Here is a 20,344-nt window from a genome sequence, read left to right on the forward strand (position 1 = left end):
TCGGGGACTCCTCCCGGCTCGGGGGTGGCGTGTTCCGTTCCATGAGCCCCGCTCATAGAAGGATGAGAGGTTGGCTGTTGTTCCTGGCCGCCGGGCTCGGTTCTCTTGACGCATGACGCAAGTTGAGGAATCCACGGGAACGACACCGGTGCGGGAACGGTCGGCGCTGCGTGGCTGGCTGGGCGTGGTGGCCCTGGCCGTCGGCACGTTCACGGTGGTGACCTCCGAGATGATGCCCGTCGGGCTGCTGACCCCGATGGGCGATGCGCTCAGGGTCAGCGAGGGCACCGCCGGTCTCACCCTGACGATCACCGGTCTGGTCGCGGCCGTCTCCTCCCCCCTGCTGACCTCCACACTCGGAGCGTACGGGCGACGGCTGGTGCTGTGCGGGCTGATGGCCGTCCTGGTGATCGGCAACCTGGGGGCGGCGTGGGCCCCGAACTTCGGTGTGATGATCGCGGCGCGGGTGCTGGTCGGCATCGGGATGGGCGGGGTGTGGGCCATCGCGGCGGGCCTCGCCGTGCGTCTGGTCCCCGCGAAGGCGGTCGGCTCCGCGACCTCGCTGGTCTTCAGCGGGATCGCCGTGGCGTCCGTGCTGGGCATCCCCGCGGGTACGTACCTCGGCGCGGCGGCGGGGTGGCGCGCGGCCTTCGTGGCCGCCGCCGGGCTGGCGCTCCTCGTGCTGGTGGCGCTCGCGGTCCTGCTGCCGAAGCTGCCCGCCGAGCGCGCCGTCCCGCTGAGCGGTGTGATGCGGCTGTTCGCCAACCCCCAGGTCCGTACGGGACTGATCGTCGTGGGATTCGTCGTCGCCGGTCACTTCGCCGCGTACACCTATGTCAGGCCGGTGCTCGAAGACGTCTCCGGAGCCGGCGCGGGCATGATCGGCACGCTGCTCCTCGTGTACGGGGTCGCCGGGGTCGCGGGCAACTTCATCTCGGGCGCCGGGGCGGTCCGTTCGCCGCGTACGACACTGCTGCTCATCAGCGGGGTCATGGCGGCCACCGTCCTGCTGCTGCCCGCCGTGGGCGGGTCCCTCCTGGTCGCGGGTGTGCTGATGGCGGTGTGGGGGCTGACGTACGGAGGGGTGTCGGTGAGCACCCAGACGTGGATTCTGGTCTCGTCGCCGGAGGCGCGCGAGGGGGCTTCCTCGCTGTTCGTCGGGGTCTTCAACGCGGCCATCGCGCTCGGTGCGCTGGTGGGTGGTCTGGCGGCGGACGGCATCGGCATCACGGCCGCGATGTGGCTGGGCGGGGCCCTCGCGATCGGCGCCCTGCTGACGGCCGCGACCGGGCGGGCCCCGGTCGACGGAAGGATCTGACGCCGGGTCCTGATACCGGGTCCTGACGCCGGGTCCTGATACCGGGGCCTGGCACCGGGTCCTGTCGCCCGGTCCGGCGCGGTGCGCGGGACTTCCGCGGACACGCCTGAGGACCGTCCCGGTCGGGGGACGGTCCTCAGGGGTTCCGGAGGAGAGGTTCCTCAGGGGCCGCTCAGGGGTTCGTCCGGGCCAGGAACGCCGTGATGACGTCGGCCCACTCCTCCGGGCGCTCCGCGGCGATCGCGTGGCCGCAGTCCAGCGTGACGAGTTCGGCGCCCCGGATGCCCTCGGCGAGTTCGCGGGAGTGAACGGGCGTGGTGAGCAGATCGCCCAGCGGGGAGACGACGAGCGTGGGCACGGACACCCGGCCCAGGTCCTCTCGGACGTCGATGTGCTCGAACAGGGCGAGTTGCGCGTCCGCGCCGACCGGCATTCCGGAGGCGAAGAGCGAGAGCTGTTCCTCGGTCTCCGCCGGGGACAGCGCGTCCAGCCATTCGGTGCTGTTCACGACCAGGGAGAGATAACCGGCGAGAGTTCTGGCGTCCTTCGGGTCCCTGCCCAGCACACGCCATGTTTCGATCAGCAGCAGCAGACGGGCATTGGGCCGGGCGAAACCCGACGACAGCACGAGAGCGGTCACCCGGTCCGGGTGGCGGGTCGCCGCGCGTACCGCCACGGCCGTGCCCATCGAGAAGCCGGATATCGCGAATCTTTCCAAGCCCGCTCCGACCGCGCTTTCCACGATGTGGTCGGCGAGTGTGTCGAGTGTCAACGGCCGGTCGAGCGGCGCGACGTCCCCGGAACCCGGATAGTCGGGGCCGATCACCGTGTGGTCTGCGGAAAGCCGGCGGAGCAGTGGCCCGTAACTGTCCTGGACGTCGCTGCCTGCCCCGTGCGCGAGCAGGAGACCAGGGCCGGAGCCCAACGTGAGGGGTGGGGTCGAGGGAGAACCTGGGGAAGCCATGATCCGATCCTAGGGCGGGCAACATTAATACTCACAAAAACTTTGTGAAATCTGGATGGCAGGCTCATGGAACTACTCGGACAGGTGGCCGTATTCACTCGAACGAGCAGTAGTGTCCTGGCTGAAGCACGGCCAGATCGAGCGTGACCTACGTCGAACTGGACTCGAAGTCTTTCGCCGGGAGAGGTAATTGTGTCCTCTTTTTCTCGATTTCCGCTCACTTCGTACCAGCGTGACATCTGGGTCTCCGAATCCCACGGAATCCCGGATTCCCAGTTCAATGTGATCTTCGGGGAGAGGCTCGGCCCCGATGTGCGGTTGGAACTTCTGAGGTCGTCCCTGGAAAACGTGCTCAAGCGCAACGACGCGTTCTCCTTGCGTTTCGACGAGGAGGACGGCGTACCCCATCAGTGGGTGTCGGACGAGGACGAAGGCACCCCGTGGGTGGAGTTCGTCGATCTGTCCCGAGAACCGGAACCGGCGGCGGCCCGCGCAGGCTGGGAGAGAGAGTCGCTGGCCCGTCCGTTCGCCCTGCGCCGCGCGAGACTGTTCGCGGCCGCGATCCTTCGGGAGAGCGACGATGTCGCCCATCTGCATCTGAAGGCCCATCACCTGATAGCCGACGCCTGGGCGCTGAACCAGGTCAGTCTCCAGACGTGGGCGGAGTACGACCGTCTGTCGGCCGGGAACACGGCCGGGAACACGGCCGGGGAGACGCGCCCGGCCGCCCCCTCCGCTCTCACTCTGGTCGAGGCCGACACCGCCTACCGGGCGTCCGACGCGTACGAGCGCGACCGCTCCTTCCACCGCGAGGCGCTGGACGGCGTGGTTCCCGCCCTCTTCGCCCGCCGGACCACCGGCCGGGGCGAGGACGCGCCGCGCCGCGTCCGGCACACCTTCACGGTGGAGGCGGAGCTGGTCCGGCGGATCAGACGGCAGGGGAGTTCCCCCTTCGCGTTCGTGTCGGCGGTGTTCGCGGCCTACCTCGCACGGGTGCACCGCGCGGAGGAGGTCGTCCTGGGCGTCCCCTTCCGCAACCGGAGCGGCGACGCCGAACTCGCGACCGTCGGGCAGCGCGCCAACAGCCTTCCGTTACGGGTCCCGGTGGGGGCCGGCGTCACCCTGCGCGAACTGGCGGCCGGGGTCCGCGCCCAGGTGGACGCCGTGCGCCCGCACGAGCGGGCGGCGCTCGGCGACGTACTCCGCGATCTCCCGGCGGGCGCGGACGGCTCCCGCCGGCTGTTCGACGTCGTGATCTCGTATCTGCGCCACCCCCGCCCGGGCCCCGGGCGCCCGGCGCTGGTCGTGGCACCGGTGCACCGCCAGGACGCGCTGTCCGTCATGATCAGCACCTCCGGCGACGAACAGGACCTGCGCGTCGACCTCGACGGCGCCGGCGATGTCTTCGACGAGGACTTCCCGATCGGTTCGGTCGCCGCGCACCTGCTCACCCTCCTCAGGAACGGTCTCGCCGAGCCGGACCGCCCCGCCGCCCTGCTCCCCCTGCTGACCGAGGACGAGCGGGCGGCACTCATCGACCGGGGCCGGGGGCCCGCCGTCCCGTACGCGAGCGACCGGACCGTCCACGGACTCGTGTCCGAGCAGGCGGCGCGCACCCCGGACCGCGTCGCGATCACGTCCGCCGACGGTTCCGCCCCGCTCACCTACGGGGAGCTGGACACCCTCTCGGACCAGGTCGCGCGAGAACTGCGTGCCCACGGCGTCGGTGTCGAGGACCGGGTCGCCGTGCTGATGGAGCGCGGTCCCCGGCTGCTGGTGGTGCTGCTCGGTGTGCTCAAGGCCGGTGGCGCGTACGTGCCGGTGGACCCCGGCTATCCGGCCGAGCGGATCGCGTTCCTCCTGAAGGACAGCCGCGCCGGGGTCGTGCTCGTGGACCCGGGCGGCGCGGAGCCGGTGGTGGGCGACGGGGTACGGGTGCTGCGGGCCGACACGCTGACCCAGGGCTCACACGGACCGCTCGAACCGCTCGACGCGTCCGGTGCGACCGCTCCGGGCGCCACCGCGCGCACCCTGGCGTACGTCATCTACACCTCGGGCTCGACCGGCCGGCCCAAGGGCGCCATGGTCGAGCACCACTCCGTCGTCAACCGCCTGGCCTGGATGCAGAACCGCTACCCGATCGGGGCGGACGACGTGCTGCTCCAGAAGACGCCGATCTCGTTCGACGTCTCGGTGTGGGAGCTGTTCTGGTGGGCGATCGAGGGCGCGAGCCTGACGCTGCTGCCGACCGGTGACCAGAAGGACCCGCGCGCCATCGCGCGGACCATCGCCGAACAGGGCGTCACGACGGCCCACTTCGTCCCGTCGATGCTCGGGCCCTTCCTCGATCTCCTGGAGGACAGCCCCGAGGCGCGGCGCGGTGTGACGTCCCTGCGCCGGGTCTTCGCCAGCGGGGAGGCCCTGCCCCCGGCCCGGGTGGAGCAGTTCAACCGGGTCTTCGCGGACGGACCGGGTCCGGCGCCGAAGCTGGTCAACCTGTACGGGCCGACCGAGGCGACCGTCGACGTGACGTACCACGACTGCCCGTCCGACCCGGCGCGGCCGGTCGGCCGGGTGCCGATCGGCCGCCCGATCGACAACATCCAGCTCTATGTGCGGGACGCGCACGGCGGCCTCCAGCCCGGCGGGGTGCCCGGCGAGCTGTACATCGGCGGGGTCGGTGTCGCCCGGGGCTATCTGGACCGGCCGGCGCTGACCGCGGAGAAGTTCGTCGAGGACCCGTACACCCCCGGCGGGCGGCTGTACCGGACCGGAGACCTCGCCCGTTGGCTCGCCGACGGCAGCGTCGAATACCTCGGACGCATCGACGGACAGGTCAAGATCCGGGGCAACCGGGTCGAGCTGGGCGAGGTGCAGAACCGGCTGGCCTCGGTGTCCGGGGTGCGCGACGCCGTCGTGGTGGACCATCACTCGCAGGCGCGCGGCACCTATCTCACCGCGTACTACGTGGCGGACACCGAGCTGGACGCCGCCGCGGTGATCGCCGAACTCGCGACGTTACTGCCGGAGTTCATGATTCCGGCACATCTCGTCCGGATCGACCGGGTCCCGCTCACCCCGAACGGCAAGGCGGACCGCCGGGCGCTGCCCGCGCCACGGACCGCGGGCGGTCCCGCCGGGAAGCACGTGGCTCCGCGCGGCGCCACGGAGGAGACGCTGGCCGGGGTCTGGGCGGACGTGCTCGGGCTCGACACGGGAAGCGTCGGCGTCCACGACGACTACTTCGCCCTCGGGGGCGACTCCATCACCATGCTGCGCGTCCGGGCGCAGGCCGAGAAGCGGGGCGTCCACTTCTCGCTCACCGATCTGATGAGCCACCCCACCGTCGCCGGACTGGCCGTCCGCACGACGACGGGCGCGACCGGCGGCGACCGGCGGCTGGCCCCCTTCGAGCTGGTGTCCGGAGTGGACCGGGCCCGGCTGGAGGGCCGCGAGGACGCCTATCCGCTGACCCGGCTGCAACTCGGTCTGCTCTACCACAGCCGGGCCCAGGAGGACTCCGCCGTCTACCACGACGTCTTCCAGTACACCTTCACGTTCGACTGGGATGAAGAAACGTTTCGCCACTCCTTCGCGCGGCTCGTGGACCGCCATCCCGTCCTGCGTTCCTCCTTCGATCTGGGCGGCTACTCGGAGCCGTTGCAGATCGTGGACACCACCGTGCGCGGCGGGCTGGACATCGTCGATCTGCGGGACGGTTCCGAGGAGGACGCCCGCGCCGAGATCAGCGCACACATCGAGGAACGCCGCTTCCACCCGTACGACTTCGAGCGGGCGCCGCTGTACCTGTTCCGCGTGCACGTCCTGCGGGACACCGTCGAGCTGGTGCTCAGCTTCCACCACGCGATCCTCGACGGCGGCAGTGTCGCCAACCTCGTGCGGGAACTGCTCCAGGACCATCTCCACGGCCTGGGCAAGGACATCGAGGCCGTGCCGGACCAGGCGCTGCCCTCACCCGCCCACCACGTGCTCGCCGAACGCCACGCCCTGGAGTCCGCCGAGAGCCAGGAGTTCTGGAGCGACTACCTCACGGATGCCCCACTGCTGCGACTGGAGGAGTTCCGTCCGCACGAGGCGCCGGGCACGGACGAGCTGATCACCCGGATCGTGGACCTGCCCGACGAGCTGACCGAGCGGCTGCGCGGCCTGGCACGGGACCGCGAACTTCCCCTGAAGTCCGTGCTGTTCACCGCGCACACGCTCGCCCTGAGCCTGTACTCGGGGACACCGGACGTCACCACCGGGCTGGTCACCCACGGCCGCCCCGAGCACGAGGGGGCCGAACGGATCGCCGGTCTGTTCCTCAACACCATGCCGGTGCGGCTCGACACGGCCGCGGGCACCTGGGCCGAGGTGGTCCAGGACGCGTTCCGGCAGGAGCAGCGCACGTACCCCCACCGGCGCTACCCGCTCAGCGCGGTCCAGGAGGACCTGGGCGTCACCGTCCTCGAAACCGCCTTCAACTACATCCACTTCCGCCAGCTCACCGAGGTCTTCGCGCTGCCGGGCGTGGCCATGCGCGACTTCCGGACATGGGAGGAGACCAACTTCCAGCTGCTGGTCAACGCCATGACCGATCCCACGGACGGCCGGATCAGGCTGCGGCTGGACTGCCACGGCCGGACCTTCAGCCCTGCCCAGGCCGACCTGTACGCCGACGGCTTCACGGCGGTCCTGCGACGCATGACCCAACACCCGGACGGGCCGGTCGACTTCGGGTTCCTGCGCGAGGAGCCGGCGGGCCGGCCGACGGCCGCACCGAAGGGCTTCGCCGAGCAGGACTCGACCGGTCAGGACTCGACCGGTCGGGACTCCGCCGGTCAGGACTCAGCGGGTCAGGACGTCACCGGACCGGACTCCGCAGCACCTGACGAACCCCTCGACGTCGTGCGCGCCGTCGAGGCGCGGACCGCCCGCACCCCCGACGCGACCGCCCTGGTGTCCGGCGCCGCGAGCTGGACCTACGCCGAGCTGGGCCGGGCGTCCGACCGGGTGGCGCGCACGCTGCTCGCACTCGGCGCCCGGCCGGGCGACCGGGTCGGCGTCGCCCTGGACCGCTCGCCCGAGACGATCGCCGTCCTCCTGGGGGTGCTGAAGGCGCGCGCCGCGACCGTACCGCTGGACACCAGCTACCCGGTGGAACGCCTCACCGACATGGTGGAGCAGGCCCGCCCCTTCCGGGTCATCACCCACGCCGACCGGGCCGGGCGGCTGGGCGACGGCTCCACGGTGCTCACAGTGGAGGACGTCCTAGGCGGTACGGGCCGGGGCGCGCCGACGGCCGGGGGCGGTACGCCCTCCGGGGCCACGGCGGCCGAGGACGGTACGGGCCCCGGGGACACGGAGGCCCGGCGCGGTACGCCTGCCGGGGGCACGGAGGCCGGGGGCGACGCCGTCCCGCTGCCCGCCATCGCACCCGAGGACACCGCGTACATCCTCTTCACCTCAGGTTCCACCGGGCGCCCCAAGGGGGTGGCGCAGCCGCACCGCACGCTCAGCCGGCTGGTCGCCTGGCAGAACCGCGTCCCCAGCGGGGTGGCCGGCGGTGTCACCGCGCAGTACGCGCCGATGAGCTTCGACGTCTCCTTCCAGGAGATCTTCTCCACGCTCAGCGGCGGTGGCACCCTGCGCATCCTGTCCGAGGACGAGCGCCGCGACATGCCCGCGCTGCTGCGGCTGCTGGAGGCCGAGCGCGTCGAGCGCCTGTGCCTGCCCTACGTGGCGCTCCAGCAGCTCGCCGAGGCCGCCGACTCGCTGGGGCTGGTGCCCAGCCACCTCAAGGCGCTGCTCTCCTCCGGCGAACAGCTCCGCGTCACCGACGAGATCCGGCGGCTGTGCGCGAAGGTGCCCGGGATCATCCTGGAGAACCAGTACGGTCCCACCGAGTCCCACGTCGTCACCACCCACACCATGACGGGCGACCCGGCGCTGTTCCCGGCGCTGCCCCCGATCGGCCGGGCGATCGACGGTTCGCGGGTCCACGTCCTGGACGCCCGGATGCGCCCGGTGCCCGTCGGGGTGAAGGGCGAGATCCATCTGGCGGGGGACTGCCTGGCCGACGGCTACATCGGCCGGCCCGAGCTGACCGACGAGCGCTTCGTCCCGGACCCCTTCGGCGCGCCGGGGGACCGGCTGTACCGCACCGGGGACCTCGGATTCACGCTCCCCGGCGGCGACATCGTCTGCCTGGGCCGCGCCGACTCGCAGGTCAAGGTCCGGGGTTACCGCGTCGAACCCTCGGAGGTGGAACTGGCCATCACCCGGTTCGCCGCGGAACTCCCCGGCCTGTCCGAGGCCGCGGTGGTCGCCCGCAGCCGCGAGGGGAACGACTCCTTCCTCGCCGCGTTCCTGGTGGGCGGCGCCGACGAGTCCGGCATCGGCCTGCTCGACAAGCAACTGCGCACCGTGCTCCCCGAGTACATGGTGCCCTCGCACTACGAAGCGCTCGACGCGCTGCCGCTGACCCCGAGCGGCAAACGCGACGACGCGGCGCTGCGCGGGATGCCGCTCACGGTGAGCGACGCGACGGACAGCACGGCCCCGCGCGACGCGTACGAACAGACGCTGGCGGAGATCGTCCGCGAGCAGCTGCGCCTGCCCGCCCTGGGCATCCACGAGAACTTCTTCGACCTGGGCGGCACCTCGCTCACCGCGATGCGCCTGGTCGTCGTGATCGAGCAGCGGTACGGCATCAATGTGCCGCTCTCGGAGTTCGTGGCCGCGCCGACCGTCGCCGCCCTCGCGGCGAAGCTGCGCTCGGGCGGGGCGACCGACGAGTTCGACCCCCTGGTGCCGATCCGGCCGAACGGGACCAGGCGGCCGATGTTCTTCGTGCACCCGATGGGCGGCAACGTCCTGTGCTACGTCCGGTTCGCCAAGTACCTCCCGGACGACCAGCCGTTCTACGCCCTCCAGGCCGCGGGCGTCGACGCCGGGACCGACCCGCTGCGCAGCGTCGAGGAGATCGCCGCGAGCTACATCGAGTCGATCCGCCGGGTCCAGCCCCATGGGCCGTACGTGATCGGCGGCTGGTCCTTCGGGGGCTTCGTCGCCTTCGAGATCGCCCGCCAACTCAAGGAGGCGGGGGAGGAGTTGCAGCGACTGGTCCTGCTCGACACCACCGCGCTCAACCCGGGGCGCCGACTGACCACCGACGACAACGCGCTGCTGGGCTGGTTCTTCTGGGAGCTGCTGTGGCTCCAGCGCGGTGGCGACTCGCCGCTGGAGCTGATCCCCGCCGAACTGGAGACGCTGGACGAGAAGTTCGACTTCATCGCCCAGCTCGCCATCGACGAGGGCGTGCTGCCTTCGGGCAGCACGGGCGCGGTGGTGCGCAGGCTGTTCCACGTCTACGAGGCGAACTGGCGGGCCGCCTTCGACTACCGCCCGCCGACGGCGGACCAGGACATGGTGCTGATCCGGGCGAAGGAGCCCCTGCCGGACGTCCTGCACTCGATGCACACGGCGATCGACAGCATGCACCGTGATCCGTACAACGGCTGGGGCGAACGGACGAGCGGTGCGCTCGATCTGGTCGTCGTCCCCGGCGACCACCTCACGATCATGGAGGAGCCGTACGTCGCCCACATGGTCACGACCATCACCGAACTGATCGGGCACTGAGATGACACAGCACCTGGAAGACGGCGAGAACACGGCGAGGCCGCTCCCGGCCCGCCGGAAGGCGATCGTGATCGGGGCGGGCATCGGCGGACTGACCGCCGCCGTGGCCCTGCGCAAGGCGGGCCTGGACGTCGAGGTGTACGAGCGGGCGAACGAACTGCGGGCCGCCGGGTCCGGGCTCTCCGTGATGAGCAACGCCATCACGGCCCTGCGCTCCCTCGACCTCGGCATCGACCTGGAGAAGCACGGCAGCCCGCTGGAGTCGTACCACGTGAGGACGGCCACCGGACGGCTCATACGGGAGTTCCCGTTCCCCGAGATCATCGGCAGGCTGGGCGTGCCGAGCGTCCTGATCACCCGGTCCGACCTCCAGAACGCGCTGCTCGACGCCGCGTCCGGCATCCCGGTCACGCTGGGCGCGCAGGCCGAACGGTTCGAGACGGACGAGGCCGGCGCCGACGGCGGGGTACGGGTCGGGTTCGCGGACGGCAGCGAGGTGCGCGGCGACGTGCTGATCGGCGCGGACGGCTTCAACTCGGTGGTCCGCGGACAGCTCGCGGGCCCCGAGGCGTCGAGGGACAGCGGGTACATCTGCTGGCTCGCCGTCATCCCGTTCTCGCACCCCCGGTTCGCCCCGGGCTCCGTCACCCACTACTGGGGCAGCGGGCAGCGTTTCGGCATGGTCGACATGGGTGACGGCCGCCTCTACTGGTGGGGCACCAAGAACATGCCCACCGAGGAGTCCCACAACTGGCGGGGCACCAAGGCCGAGGTCGAACGCGCTTACGCGGGCTGGGCCGACGTGGTGCGCGAGGCGATCCGGGCCACCCCCGAGGAGGCGATCCTCGGCGTGCCGTCCCGGGACCGGGTCTTCCTGGAGCGGTGGGGGAAGGGGCCGGTGACCCTGCTGGGCGACGCCGCGCACCCGATGCTCACCAGCCTCGGGCAGGGCTCGTGCATGGCCATCGAGGACGCCGTGGTGCTCGGGCGCCAACTGGCCGTCCCCGGCACGGACGTGCCGACCGCGCTGCGCCGGTACGAGGACGAGCGCCGGGAACGCACCCGGGCGGTGGTCACGGCCTCGCGCTCCATCAGCACCTTCGAGCAGTCGGAGGACCCGATACGCCGGCCGGTCCGTGACGCCTACTTCAGGTTCCTGCCGAAGCGCAGGCTGACGCGGACGCTGGAGAACGCCCTCACCTTCCCGCAGTGACCGCCCCGGACCCGCACGGCAGGAGAACACCCATGTCCTTCAACACGTCCAAGATCCTTCCCCCCGACGGGAAGTACGTCCTCGTGACGGGCGCCTCCTCGGGGCTCGGCCGCAGTTGCGCGTTCCATCTGGCCCGCGTCGGCTTCCAGGTGTTCGCCGGGGTGCGCACGTCCGCGGCCGGTGACGAACTCGTCGGGGACGACACCACCGGCCGGGTCACCCCGGTCCGTCTCGACGTCACCGACGACGAGTCGGTCGCCGCGGCGGTGAAGGAGATCACCGCCGCGGTGGGTGACACCGGTCTGTGGGCCCTCGTCAACAACGCGGGGGTGGCCGTCTCGGCGCCGCTGGAGTGCGTCACCCCGGACCGGATGCGGTACCAGCTCGACACCAATGTGATCGGCCAACTGCGGGTGACGCAGAGCGTGTTGCCGCTGCTACGGCGGTCCCGTGGCCGGATCGTCAACGTCACGTCGGGGCTCGGCAGCGTCGCGCTGCCGTTCCTCGGCGCCTACGCGGCGGCCCAGTTCGCCAAGGAGGCGATGTCGGACGTACTGCGGCGCGAGCTGCGGCAGTTCGGCATCCAGGTGTCGGTCGTGCAGCCCGGCGCGATCATGACGCCGATCTGGGCGAAGCTCTCGCAGGGCGCGCGGTCGGCCCTTGACGACCTGCCGGAGGAGACCGTCGCGCCGTACAGCGTCGCGTTCGGCCGCTTCCTGGAGCTGAACGAGCAGGGCGCCAGGGACAGCACCACCCGCCCGGAGGACTTCGCGCGGACCGTGGTCCGGGCCCTGACCAGCGTCTCCGCCCGGACGCGGTACCAGGTCGGCAAGGACGCCCGCACGCTGAGCGTGCTGCGCAGAGCGCTGCCGGACCGGGCACTCGACCGCCGGCTGCGGCCGATCACGCAGTAACGGGGGAGCGGGGGAGCGGGGGAGCAGCGGGGGCCGATGCCGCCCGCCCGGCGGTCCGGGACCGGACCGCCGGGCGGGCGCGCGCGGCGTGGGGAACGAGAGCGCAATCACCAGGGACACCGAAGCGTCCCGGAGCGAGGGGAGCCCGGATGGGAACAGTGGAGTGTCGGCGTCAGCCCCGGTACGGGAGCGTCGGCGGCGACGTCGGCCCGAGCCCGTTGCTGAAGAGGCATCAGGAGCTGCTGGAAAGGGCGTTGGAGGCGATACGCACCAGGGAGCACTGGTCGCCCTTCCCCGAGGAGGAGGCCGCCTACGGCGAGCGGGCCGCCGCGGAGGGCGAGGCGGCGTACCGCGAACTGCTCGGCGAGCACTTCGAGCTGGATCAGCCGGGCGGTGACGGCACGGTCGGCCCGGAACCCGCCCGAGGAGGCGAGCGGTCCCCGTACGGCGGTGAACTCGGTATCTCCTACCCGCACTCCGACCCCTCGGTCCTGCTTCCCGCCATGACGGACGCTACGGCGTCCTGGCGGGCGGCCGGGCCCTGGGAGCGGGCGGCGGTCTGCGCGGAGATCCTGACCCGGATCAACGCCCGCTCCTTCGAGTTCGCCCACGCGGCGGTGCACACCAGCGGGCACAACTTTCTGATGGCCTTCCACGCGGGCGCGGTGCACGCCCAGGACCGGGGCCTGGAGGCGGTGGCGTACGCCCTCTTCGAGCAGACCCGGCTGCCGTCCACCGCGATCTGGCGCAAGCCCATGCCGGAGGGCGAGGACTTCGTCCTGGCCAAGACGTTCACGGTGGTGCCGCGCGGCGTCGGGCTGGTCGTCGCCAACCGGGTCTTCCCCACCTGGAACGGCTACCCGGGCCTCTTCGCCTCGCTGGCCACCGGCAACGCCGTACTCGTCAAACCGCACCCCCGGGCCGTCCTGCCGCTGGCCCTGACCGTACGGATCGCCCGTGAGGTCCTGGCGGACGCGGGCCACGACCCGAACGTGGTCTGCCTGGTCGCCGAACGGCCCGGGGAGCGGTCGGCCAAGGATCTCGCCACACGTCCCGAGGTGCGGATCGTCGACTACTCCGGATCGGCGGAATTCGGGCGCTGGCTGGAGGACAACGCCCGTCAGGCCCAGGTGTTCACCGCCAAGTCCGCCGTCAACTCGCTGCTCGTCGAGTCGACCGCGCGCTACCGGGACATGCTGTACAACGTCGCCTTCTCGCTCGCCCTGTACAGCGGACAGCTGTGCACGAGCCCGCAGAACCTGCTGATCCCGCGCACGGGCATCAGCACCGACGAGGGACACAAGACGTACGCGCGGTGCGTCGAGGACCTGGCCGCCGCGGTGACCGGGCTGCTGGCAGACGACGCCGAGGCGGTCGGCGTGCTCGGCGCGCTGATCGGGCCCGATGTGCTGGCCCGGGTGGAGTACGCGGCCTCCGGCGCGGTCGGCCCGGTCGCGCTGGCGCCACGGGCGGTGGCGCATCCCCGGTTCCCGGCCGCCACCGTCCGCACCCCCACCCTGGTGGCGCTGGACGCCGCCCGCGACCGGGACCGGGCGACACTGCGCTCCGAATGGCTCGGGCCGGTCGCCTTCGCCGTCGCGGTGGACTCGGCCGCCGACGGGATCGAGCTGATGCGGCGCACCGCCCAGGAGGAGGGGGCGCTCTCGGTCGGGGTGTACACCACGTCCCCCGAGGTGGAGGCGGCCGTGGAGGACGCCTGCGAGCGGACCGGGGTGATGCTGTCGGTGAATCTGGTGGGCAACTGGTTCATCACCCAGTCCGCCGTCTACTCCGATCTGCACAGCACCGGCCTCAACCCCTCGGGCAACTCCGTCTACTGCGACGGCGCCTACGTCGCGGGCAGGTTCCGCACGGTGGGTGTGCGGCGGTACGGCACGGGCGAGCGGACCGCGCCACAACCGGCGGGCCGGCCGTGACGGCCGGCCGGGACCCGGCCGCCGGGCCCGCCACCCCGCCCGGTCTGCCGCAACGCGGCCGGGAGAACGAGACGTCACAGGTCCGGGAGGCGCTGGAGTGCGCCCGCGCGGGCGGCCGGGCCCTGGTGTCCGTCGTCGGACCGCGAGGCGTGGGCAAGACCCGGCTGCTGTACGAGGCGACGGCCGACGCCCGGCGGCTCGGCTTCCGTCTGATGGGCGACCCGGGCCGTCCGCCGTCCCGGAGCACCCCGCCTCCCGCCGCCCCCTGGCCCACCCTGGTGCTGCTGGACGAACCGCCGCCCGGCCCCGGCGGCCCCGGTCGCGCGGAGCCACCGCCACGGGCGTACGGCGACCGCAGCCACACGGTGTGGCTGGTCGCGCACCGGCCGGACGCCGTGCCACGGATGTCGTACCCGGTGACGGCGGACGCCCGGACCTCCGCCTGCACGATCCGGCTCACCCTCGGCCCGCTGCCCGAACCGGCCGCTTTCCACCTGGCGACCGATCTGCTCGGCGCCCCGCCCGCCCGCTCCCTGCAACGGCTGCTGAGACAGACGGGCGGTCATCCGCGACTGCTGATCGAACTCCTCCAGGGACTGCGGGACGAGGGCAGTGTCCGCACCGAGGACGGCGTCGCCCGGCTCGTCGCCGCCCACCGCTGCGAACAGGCCCGCTTCTACGTACGGGAGATCCTGGGCCGTTGCTCCGGCCTCTGCCGCCAACTGCTGTGCGTGATGGCCGTCGTCGACCAGGAAACGGCGATCGAGGACCTGGGCCTGATGATGGACACCTCGACCGCCTCCCTGATCGTCGTACTGGAAGAGGCGTACGGGACGGGGCTGATCCGGGACGACGGCACCCGGCCCGGGTTCGGCAGCGTGCTCGCCCGATGTCTGGTCGCCGGGACCGTGCCCACCACCCTGCAGTCCGCGCTGCGCCGCGAGGCGGCCGCGCTGAGACGGACCCGGGGCGGGTCCACCACCGTGCGGGCCGAGGCGGACGGCGCCGCCGTGCACGGGGGTGACTTCGATGCCGTGAGCGGGCTGAGTGAACTCCAGCGCGACATCGTCCGGTTGGTGGGCGAGGGTCTGTCGAACCAGCGGATCGCGGAACGCGTCGGGCTGTCCCCGCACACCGTCAACTATCACCTGCGCAAGCTGTACCGCGCCCTGGGCGTGAACTCCCGGATCGACCTGCTCAACGCGGCCGAACGCGCCGGGGGCCGGCTGTCGGGGCTCCCCCGGACCGGTCGCGGCCGGACCGCCGGCGACGGGCGCGAGACGCCCCCTGAACCCCCGCGACCGCACTGAATCGAAACGGACCACACGCGACTTCACCGAGCCGCACCGCACGGCCCTGAACTGCCCTGAACTTCACCGAGACGCGCTCCATCACGGTTGAACCGCCATGAACCTGCGGGCCCGAACCGCTGGGTCCGCCCCGCCCCCGTCCGTACCCCGGCACGCACCGCATCCGTACCCCGGCATGGAGGTAATCCGCATGACCGACCTGGTCCTGCCCCGCACCTGGCCCCATCACGACGCCCCCGCCCCCGAACTGCGCTCCGGCTGGCTGGGGTCGGCGCTCGCCGACGAGCCCGACGACGGCCGCAGTCCCGCGCTGGTGGACGAACTCCACTGCGACGTGTGTGTCGTCGGCGGCGGCTTCACCGGTCTGTGGACCGCGATCGAGATCCTGGAACGGGCCCCCGGCACCGATGTCGTCCTCATCGAGGCGGACATCTGCGGAGGCGGCGCGAGCGGTGCGAACGCGGGATTCCTGATGCCCATGTGGGCGAGGTTCCGCAGTCTGGTGGCGATCAGCGACCACGAGGAGGCGCGGCGGATCGGAGAGGCGTCCGCCGACGCGGTGGACGACATCCTCGCGTTCGTCGACAAGCACGGCATCGACGCGCAGTACCGGCGCGGGCCCTGGCTGCTGGCCGCCTCCTCGCCCGCCCAGCGGGGCGCCTGGCTGGAGACGCTGGAGGAGCTGCACCGCGCGGGCATCGAGCCGCTGCGCCAGGTGTCCGCACAGGAGGCGAGCCGGGCCGTCGGCGCCGACCACCACTACGGCGGGGTGATCGACCCCGGCAGTGCCACGCTGCACCCCGCGAAGCTGACCCGTGGGCTGCGCAGGGTGGCCCTGGAGTCCGGTGTCCGCATCCACGAACGCACCCCGCTGCTCGCGCTGCGGCCGGGACGGCGCACCCGGGCCGTCACCCCGTACGGCAGTGTCGTCGCGGACCAGGTGGTGCTGGCCATCAACGCCTGGGCGGGTCAACTGGAGGACCTGGGGCGGCGCATGGTGACGATAGCCAGCGACACCCTGCTCACCGAACCCGTCCCGGACCGGTTCGCGGCGCTCGGCTGGGACGACGACACCTCCGTCTGCGACGCGCGGCGCCGCCTCAACTACTACCGCAAGACGCCGGACGGGCGGCTGCTGTTCGGGAAGGGCGGGGTGGGCATGGAGTACGGGACGACGTCGGCGAGCACCATGTGGGGCCCGCCGCTGCGCACGGCGGAGACCCGGAGGCATCTCGCGCGGCTGTTCCCGACCCTCGCGGACGCCCCGGTGGCGTCGGCGTGGACCGCGCCCGTCGAGTACTCCGTCACCTCGCTGCCGTTCGCGGGCCGACTGCGCTCGGTGCCCAACGCCAGCTACGCGACGGGTTATTCGGGCGACGGGGTGGGGCCGTCGCGGCTGATGGCGAAGGTGCTGGCGTCGTTCGCGCTCGGTACGAAGGACGAGTGGTCGCGCTCGGCACTGGCGCGCACACCCGGCGGCTGGATACCGCCGGACCCGTGGCGGACGGCGGGGGCGCGGCTCCTGCTGCCCGCGCTGCGGGCGGTGGAGAACCACGAGGACCGGGGTCGGCGGGCCCCGGGGCCGCTGAAGAGTCTGGTGTCCGTGGAGCCGTCCGCCTTCGGCCGCCGGGCCACGGGCCGGGGACGGCGCTGAACGCGGCGCCCGCGCCCGGGTCCGGTCGGCGGGCCGCTGTCCGTGGCCCCCGGCCCCCGTAGCCCTGTGGCCGACGGGCGCACGTCCCGTACCCGGCGCTCATGGCCGGCCGGCCACGCCGCTCCGGCCGTGCGTGGTCAGGCTCGGGGGCGCAGCCCTTCGCCGGACGGCGGCCGGCCCGAGAGGTTGGTGACGAGTTCGGTGCACAGGTCGCGGAGCTTGATGTTGCGGTGCTGCGACGCGGTGCGCAGGAGGCCGAACGCCTCGTCGGACGAGCAGCGCCGCTGGCCCATGATGACGCCGATGGCCTGGTCGATGACCGTACGGGACCGCAGGGCCGCTTGCAGGTCGGCCGTGAATTCCTGGGCCGTGGCCATCCGCTGGGCCAGGGCGATGGCTCCGGTGGCCTGGGCGGCGAGGGAGCGCAGGACGACGAGATCGGTGCCGTCGAACGCGTTCGGTACGGGGGAGTAGAGGTTGAGCGCGCCGGAGGTGTGGGTGTGCGGGGCGATCGGCAGGGACAGCGAGGAGCGGGCACCGTTCACGGCGGCGAACGCGGGGTAGTCCTCCCAGCGCTTCTCGTCCAGCATCTCCGGTACGTGGATCTCCTCGCCGTTCCGCAGGGACTGGAGGCAGGGGCCGTCGTCCCGCCCGTACTGGGCCTCGTCCAGGGCGAGGGCGCTGGCCCCGGCGCTCGCCACGGTCAGCGGGCGGCCCTGGCCCTCCACGGTGACGCCGCAACCGCCCGCGGCGGGAGCGCGGGCCAGGGCCGCTTCCGCCAGGGCCTGGAGGAACCCGTTCAGGGAATCGGTCTCCAGCAGCAGCGCGGTCACATCGAGCGGGGCGGTGGTCGCTTCGTCGGTCATGCGGCTCCGTTCCGGATCTGCGGGCCCCTGGGCCGTTGGTCGGCGTCGAATACGCCGCCAGGGGCTGGGGGTCCGAACCGAAGGGACACCTCCGGCGCGAGCGGGCCGGCGTCATTCCGGACGAGAACTCGGTGCCAGCCTCTTCTTCCACTATCGCCCTTTCCCCGATTCCCTCGAAAAGCCTGCCGAGACAAGGGCTCGACATGTGACGTGCGCCACACGTGCGGTCGGTGTCTTCCAGGTTCCGGCGGGTATCCGGCACCCGAGGTCAGGAAGCGGCCTTCCTACAGTCCTGCTTCCACGGAGCGCGTCTTGAGCTGCACGAGCTACCTCCTCAGTGATCACCACCTGGTTGCGGAGCTGCACGATGTCATCGACATCGACAACGAGGCCGCGGTGGAGCGGGAGCTGAGACGTCTGCTGCCGGACGCCGGAGGGCCGCACGTCCTCATCGTGGACATCCACACACCGATCGTCACCGCGACCGCCCTGAACGTGCTGCTGCGGTTGCGGCGGACGGCCGAGGAGCGCGGGATCGTGCTGTGCGTCACCGCACGCTGCTCGGCGGCGCGCAGGGTGTTCGGCATCGTCCGCGCCCGGCGGGTCCTGCGGGTGGCCGCCACCCTGCCGGGAGCGGTGGCCATGTCCCGTGGCTGTGGCGTCGCTCCCCGGTACGCCGAGGGCGCGGACCCGCCCCCACTGCGGGGACTGCCCCAGAGGGGAGCGCCGAGTGCCCGGCTGTCACCGGACGGCGACGGCTGACCCGCCGTGACGACCCGCCCCGGCGGGGTGAGGCGTCCGCCGTCGCGGCCGGCCGGCACCGCCGCGCCCGGTCTCGTACCGCCGACGTGGAACCGGCCGCGTGACACCGACGCGCACTCGTGTCGGCGCCACTGACGCGCAGCCGTATCGTCGCCGCTGACGCGGGCCCGTACGGATGCCGTTGCCCCTGACAGGCGCCGCTGACGCGGACCCGTCACGCCCGCGCTCCCGTCACGCCTGCCCTCCCGTCACGCCTGCCCTCCCGTCACGCCCGCGCTCCCGTCACGCCTGCCCTCCCGGGCCGCGCGCGCTCCCGGGCCGCCCGCCCGCCCGCCTCCGTGACCAGCTCCACGCGCGCGGCCGGGACCGCCCCGAGGTGCCGTTGGCCGACCGTTCCGGGCCCGCCCGGCCCTGGGGAAGCGCACGGCCCTCCGGGTGCCCGGTGCAGCGGCGACAAGGGCATAATGGGTCGCTGAGGTCAGGAAGTGGCCCGCCCAAGGCCCCTTTCTGCTTCCATGGAGTGCGCCGTGCTGCCCGTGAGCCACCGCCTCACCACCCGTCCGGTCGTCGAACCGGGCGAGGTCGCCGACGTCGAGGCCGAACACGTCGCTGATCGAGGATCGCGCCGGCCGGTACGACACCACGGTCCGCGGACCGTCGTCGTCGACCCGCAGCAGACCTCGCTGGTGCCCGTGACCCGCCGAGCGCCGCCCCGTGCGCGGCGAGACACCCACGCTCCCGCCCGCCCCGCCCCGCCGAGCGTGACGCCACGTCACACGCGACCGCTCCGCCGGGACGTCCAGGGCGGCCACCGTCGTGCGGTGCTCCTGCCCCGGCCGGACCGTGGCCCTTCCCGGCACGGCCCCCGCCGCTGAATCCACCGACGCACCCCCTTCCACCAGTGCGCGCGAACGCCGGACGCGTGAACCGGCGGACGGCAGGTCCCAGCAGCCCGGGACGCTGCCGCCTGCCCGGATGCCCGCACCGCCGACGCCGCACCGCCGAGAAAAGATGATCATGATTGACAGGCCAGCTTCCGTGACGCCGGATGTGACCGCGCTCCTGCTGGACACCGAATCCCTGGACGAATTCCTCCTGGCCTTCGCCCGCAGCGCCCTCGATCTCGCGCCGGTGGCGAACGGCTGCGGCATCACCCTGGAGCGGGAGGGCCGCCCGGTGACCGTGTCCAGCGCGGGCGCCAACGCCGCCAGGCTCGACGAGGCCCAGTACGGGCAGGACGACGGCCCGTGCCTCCAGGCCATGCGTACGGGCGAGATCGTCAGCGTGTCCGACACCCTCCGCGAGGGGCGCTGGGGTGCCTATCCGGCCCATGCCGCCGCCTGTGGCGCCCGCTCGTCGTTGTCCCTGCCGATCGCCCCGCACACCCACACGGCGGGGGCGCTCAACCTCTACGCCCCGTTGCCGGACGCCTTCGCGGACGCGGACATCGCGTCCCTGCGGCTCCTCGCGGCGCAGGCCACCGGGGCCATCGCGCTGGCCCAACGCATCTCCGACGCGCAGGAGTTCGCCGCCGATCTCCAGGCGGCCCTTCAGTCCCGTACGGTCATCGACCAGGCCATCGGCGTCATCATGGGCCAGCAACGCTGCACCCCCGAGGCGGCGTTCGAGGTGCTGCGCTCCGCGTCCCAGCACCGCAACATCAAACTCCGTGATCTGTGCGCCGAACTCATCGCGGGCATCACCGGCCAGCCCCCGATCAGCGAGGCGATCCAGCCCCGCCCCTGACCCGGGCGGGCGGACG

General features: G+C 72.4%; 11 protein-coding genes. 9 read left to right on the forward strand and 2 right to left on the reverse strand.

The window, feature by feature from the left end; genetic code table 11:
* The first annotated feature begins 112 nt into the window (after positions 1-112).
* Positions 113-1,318, forward strand: coding sequence for an MFS transporter (locus tag PZB75_RS18250; protein WP_275536374.1), 1,206 nt, complete (start codon positions 113-115; stop codon positions 1,316-1,318).
* Between the two features lie 172 nt (positions 1,319-1,490).
* Here PZB75_RS18250 and PZB75_RS18255 read toward each other — a convergent pair whose 3' ends face one another.
* Entirely contained in the window at positions 1,491-2,282 is a 792-nt protein-coding gene (locus PZB75_RS18255) for an alpha/beta hydrolase (RefSeq protein ID WP_275536375.1), read from the reverse strand.
* Positions 2,283-2,474: 192 nt separating this feature from the next.
* Here PZB75_RS18255 and PZB75_RS18260 point away from each other — a divergent pair, with 192 nt between their 5' ends.
* The 6 genes from PZB75_RS18260 to PZB75_RS18285 all read left to right on the forward strand — a co-directional run bounded on the left by PZB75_RS18260 (position 2,475) and on the right by PZB75_RS18285 (position 16,954).
* Positions 2,475-9,926: a non-ribosomal peptide synthetase gene (locus PZB75_RS18260; protein WP_275536376.1), complete on the forward strand. Its 7,452-nt coding sequence runs from the start codon at positions 2,475-2,477 to the stop codon at positions 9,924-9,926.
* A gap of 1 nt (position 9,927) precedes the next feature.
* A complete protein-coding gene (locus tag PZB75_RS18265) occupies positions 9,928-11,139 on the forward strand; it encodes an FAD-dependent monooxygenase (RefSeq protein WP_275536377.1) in 1,212 nt (403 codons plus the stop codon).
* 32 nt (positions 11,140-11,171) lie between these two features.
* A complete protein-coding gene (locus PZB75_RS18270) occupies positions 11,172-12,053 on the forward strand; it encodes an SDR family oxidoreductase (RefSeq protein ID WP_275536378.1) in 882 nt (293 codons plus the stop codon).
* A 149-nt stretch (positions 12,054-12,202) separates the two neighbouring features.
* A complete protein-coding gene (gene paaN, locus PZB75_RS18275; RefSeq protein WP_275536379.1) occupies positions 12,203-13,990 on the forward strand; it encodes a phenylacetic acid degradation protein PaaN in 1,788 nt (595 codons plus the stop codon).
* Positions 13,987-15,300: a LuxR C-terminal-related transcriptional regulator gene (locus PZB75_RS18280; RefSeq protein WP_275536380.1), complete on the forward strand. Its 1,314-nt coding sequence runs from the start codon at positions 13,987-13,989 to the stop codon at positions 15,298-15,300. Before paaN ends, PZB75_RS18280 begins: the two co-directional genes overlap by 4 nt.
* Before the next feature lie 190 nt (positions 15,301-15,490).
* Positions 15,491-16,954 (forward strand): FAD-binding oxidoreductase, encoded by a 1,464-nt coding sequence (locus PZB75_RS18285; protein ID WP_275536381.1) that lies wholly within the window; start codon positions 15,491-15,493, stop codon positions 16,952-16,954.
* A 137-nt stretch (positions 16,955-17,091) separates the two neighbouring features.
* Here the strand turns inward: PZB75_RS18285 and PZB75_RS18290 are convergent, their stop codons facing one another.
* Positions 17,092-17,820: a GAF and ANTAR domain-containing protein gene (locus PZB75_RS18290; RefSeq protein WP_275536382.1), complete on the reverse strand. Its 729-nt coding sequence runs from the start codon at positions 17,818-17,820 to the stop codon at positions 17,092-17,094.
* A 312-nt stretch (positions 17,821-18,132) separates the two neighbouring features.
* On the opposite strand from PZB75_RS18290, the gene PZB75_RS18295 reads away from it, so the two are divergent.
* Together PZB75_RS18295 and PZB75_RS18300 are read left to right on the forward strand one after the other, a co-directional pair.
* Positions 18,133-18,582: an STAS domain-containing protein gene (locus tag PZB75_RS18295; RefSeq protein ID WP_275536383.1), complete on the forward strand. Its 450-nt coding sequence runs from the start codon at positions 18,133-18,135 to the stop codon at positions 18,580-18,582.
* A gap of 1,011 nt (positions 18,583-19,593) precedes the next feature.
* Positions 19,594-20,328, forward strand: coding sequence for a GAF and ANTAR domain-containing protein (locus PZB75_RS18300; RefSeq protein WP_275536384.1), 735 nt, complete (start codon positions 19,594-19,596; stop codon positions 20,326-20,328).
* Positions 20,329-20,344 lie beyond the last annotated feature (16 nt).

The organism is Streptomyces sp. AM 4-1-1, from assembly GCF_029167625.1.
In the GTDB taxonomy this organism is placed as follows: domain Bacteria; phylum Actinomycetota; class Actinomycetes; order Streptomycetales; family Streptomycetaceae; genus Streptomyces.

What these genes read in the sequence shown, in the direction of transcription:
- PZB75_RS18250 (WP_275536374.1), top strand. Translation starts at nt 113, where the DNA reads ATGACGCAAGTTGAGGAATCCACGGGAACGACACCGGTGCGGGAACGG.
- PZB75_RS18265 (WP_275536377.1), top strand. Translation starts at nt 9,928, where the DNA reads ATGACACAGCACCTGGAAGACGGCGAGAACACGGCGAGGCCGCTCCCG.
- PZB75_RS18255 (WP_275536375.1), bottom strand. Translation starts at nt 2,282, where the DNA reads ATGGCTTCCCCAGGTTCTCCCTCGACCCCACCCCTCACGTTGGGCTCC.
- PZB75_RS18285 (WP_275536381.1), top strand. Translation starts at nt 15,491, where the DNA reads ATGACCGACCTGGTCCTGCCCCGCACCTGGCCCCATCACGACGCCCCC.
- paaN (WP_275536379.1), top strand. Translation starts at nt 12,203, where the DNA reads ATGGGAACAGTGGAGTGTCGGCGTCAGCCCCGGTACGGGAGCGTCGGC.
- PZB75_RS18270 (WP_275536378.1), top strand. Translation starts at nt 11,172, where the DNA reads ATGTCCTTCAACACGTCCAAGATCCTTCCCCCCGACGGGAAGTACGTC.
- PZB75_RS18300 (WP_275536384.1), top strand. Translation starts at nt 19,594, where the DNA reads ATGATCATGATTGACAGGCCAGCTTCCGTGACGCCGGATGTGACCGCG.
- PZB75_RS18290 (WP_275536382.1), bottom strand. Translation starts at nt 17,820, where the DNA reads ATGACCGACGAAGCGACCACCGCCCCGCTCGATGTGACCGCGCTGCTG.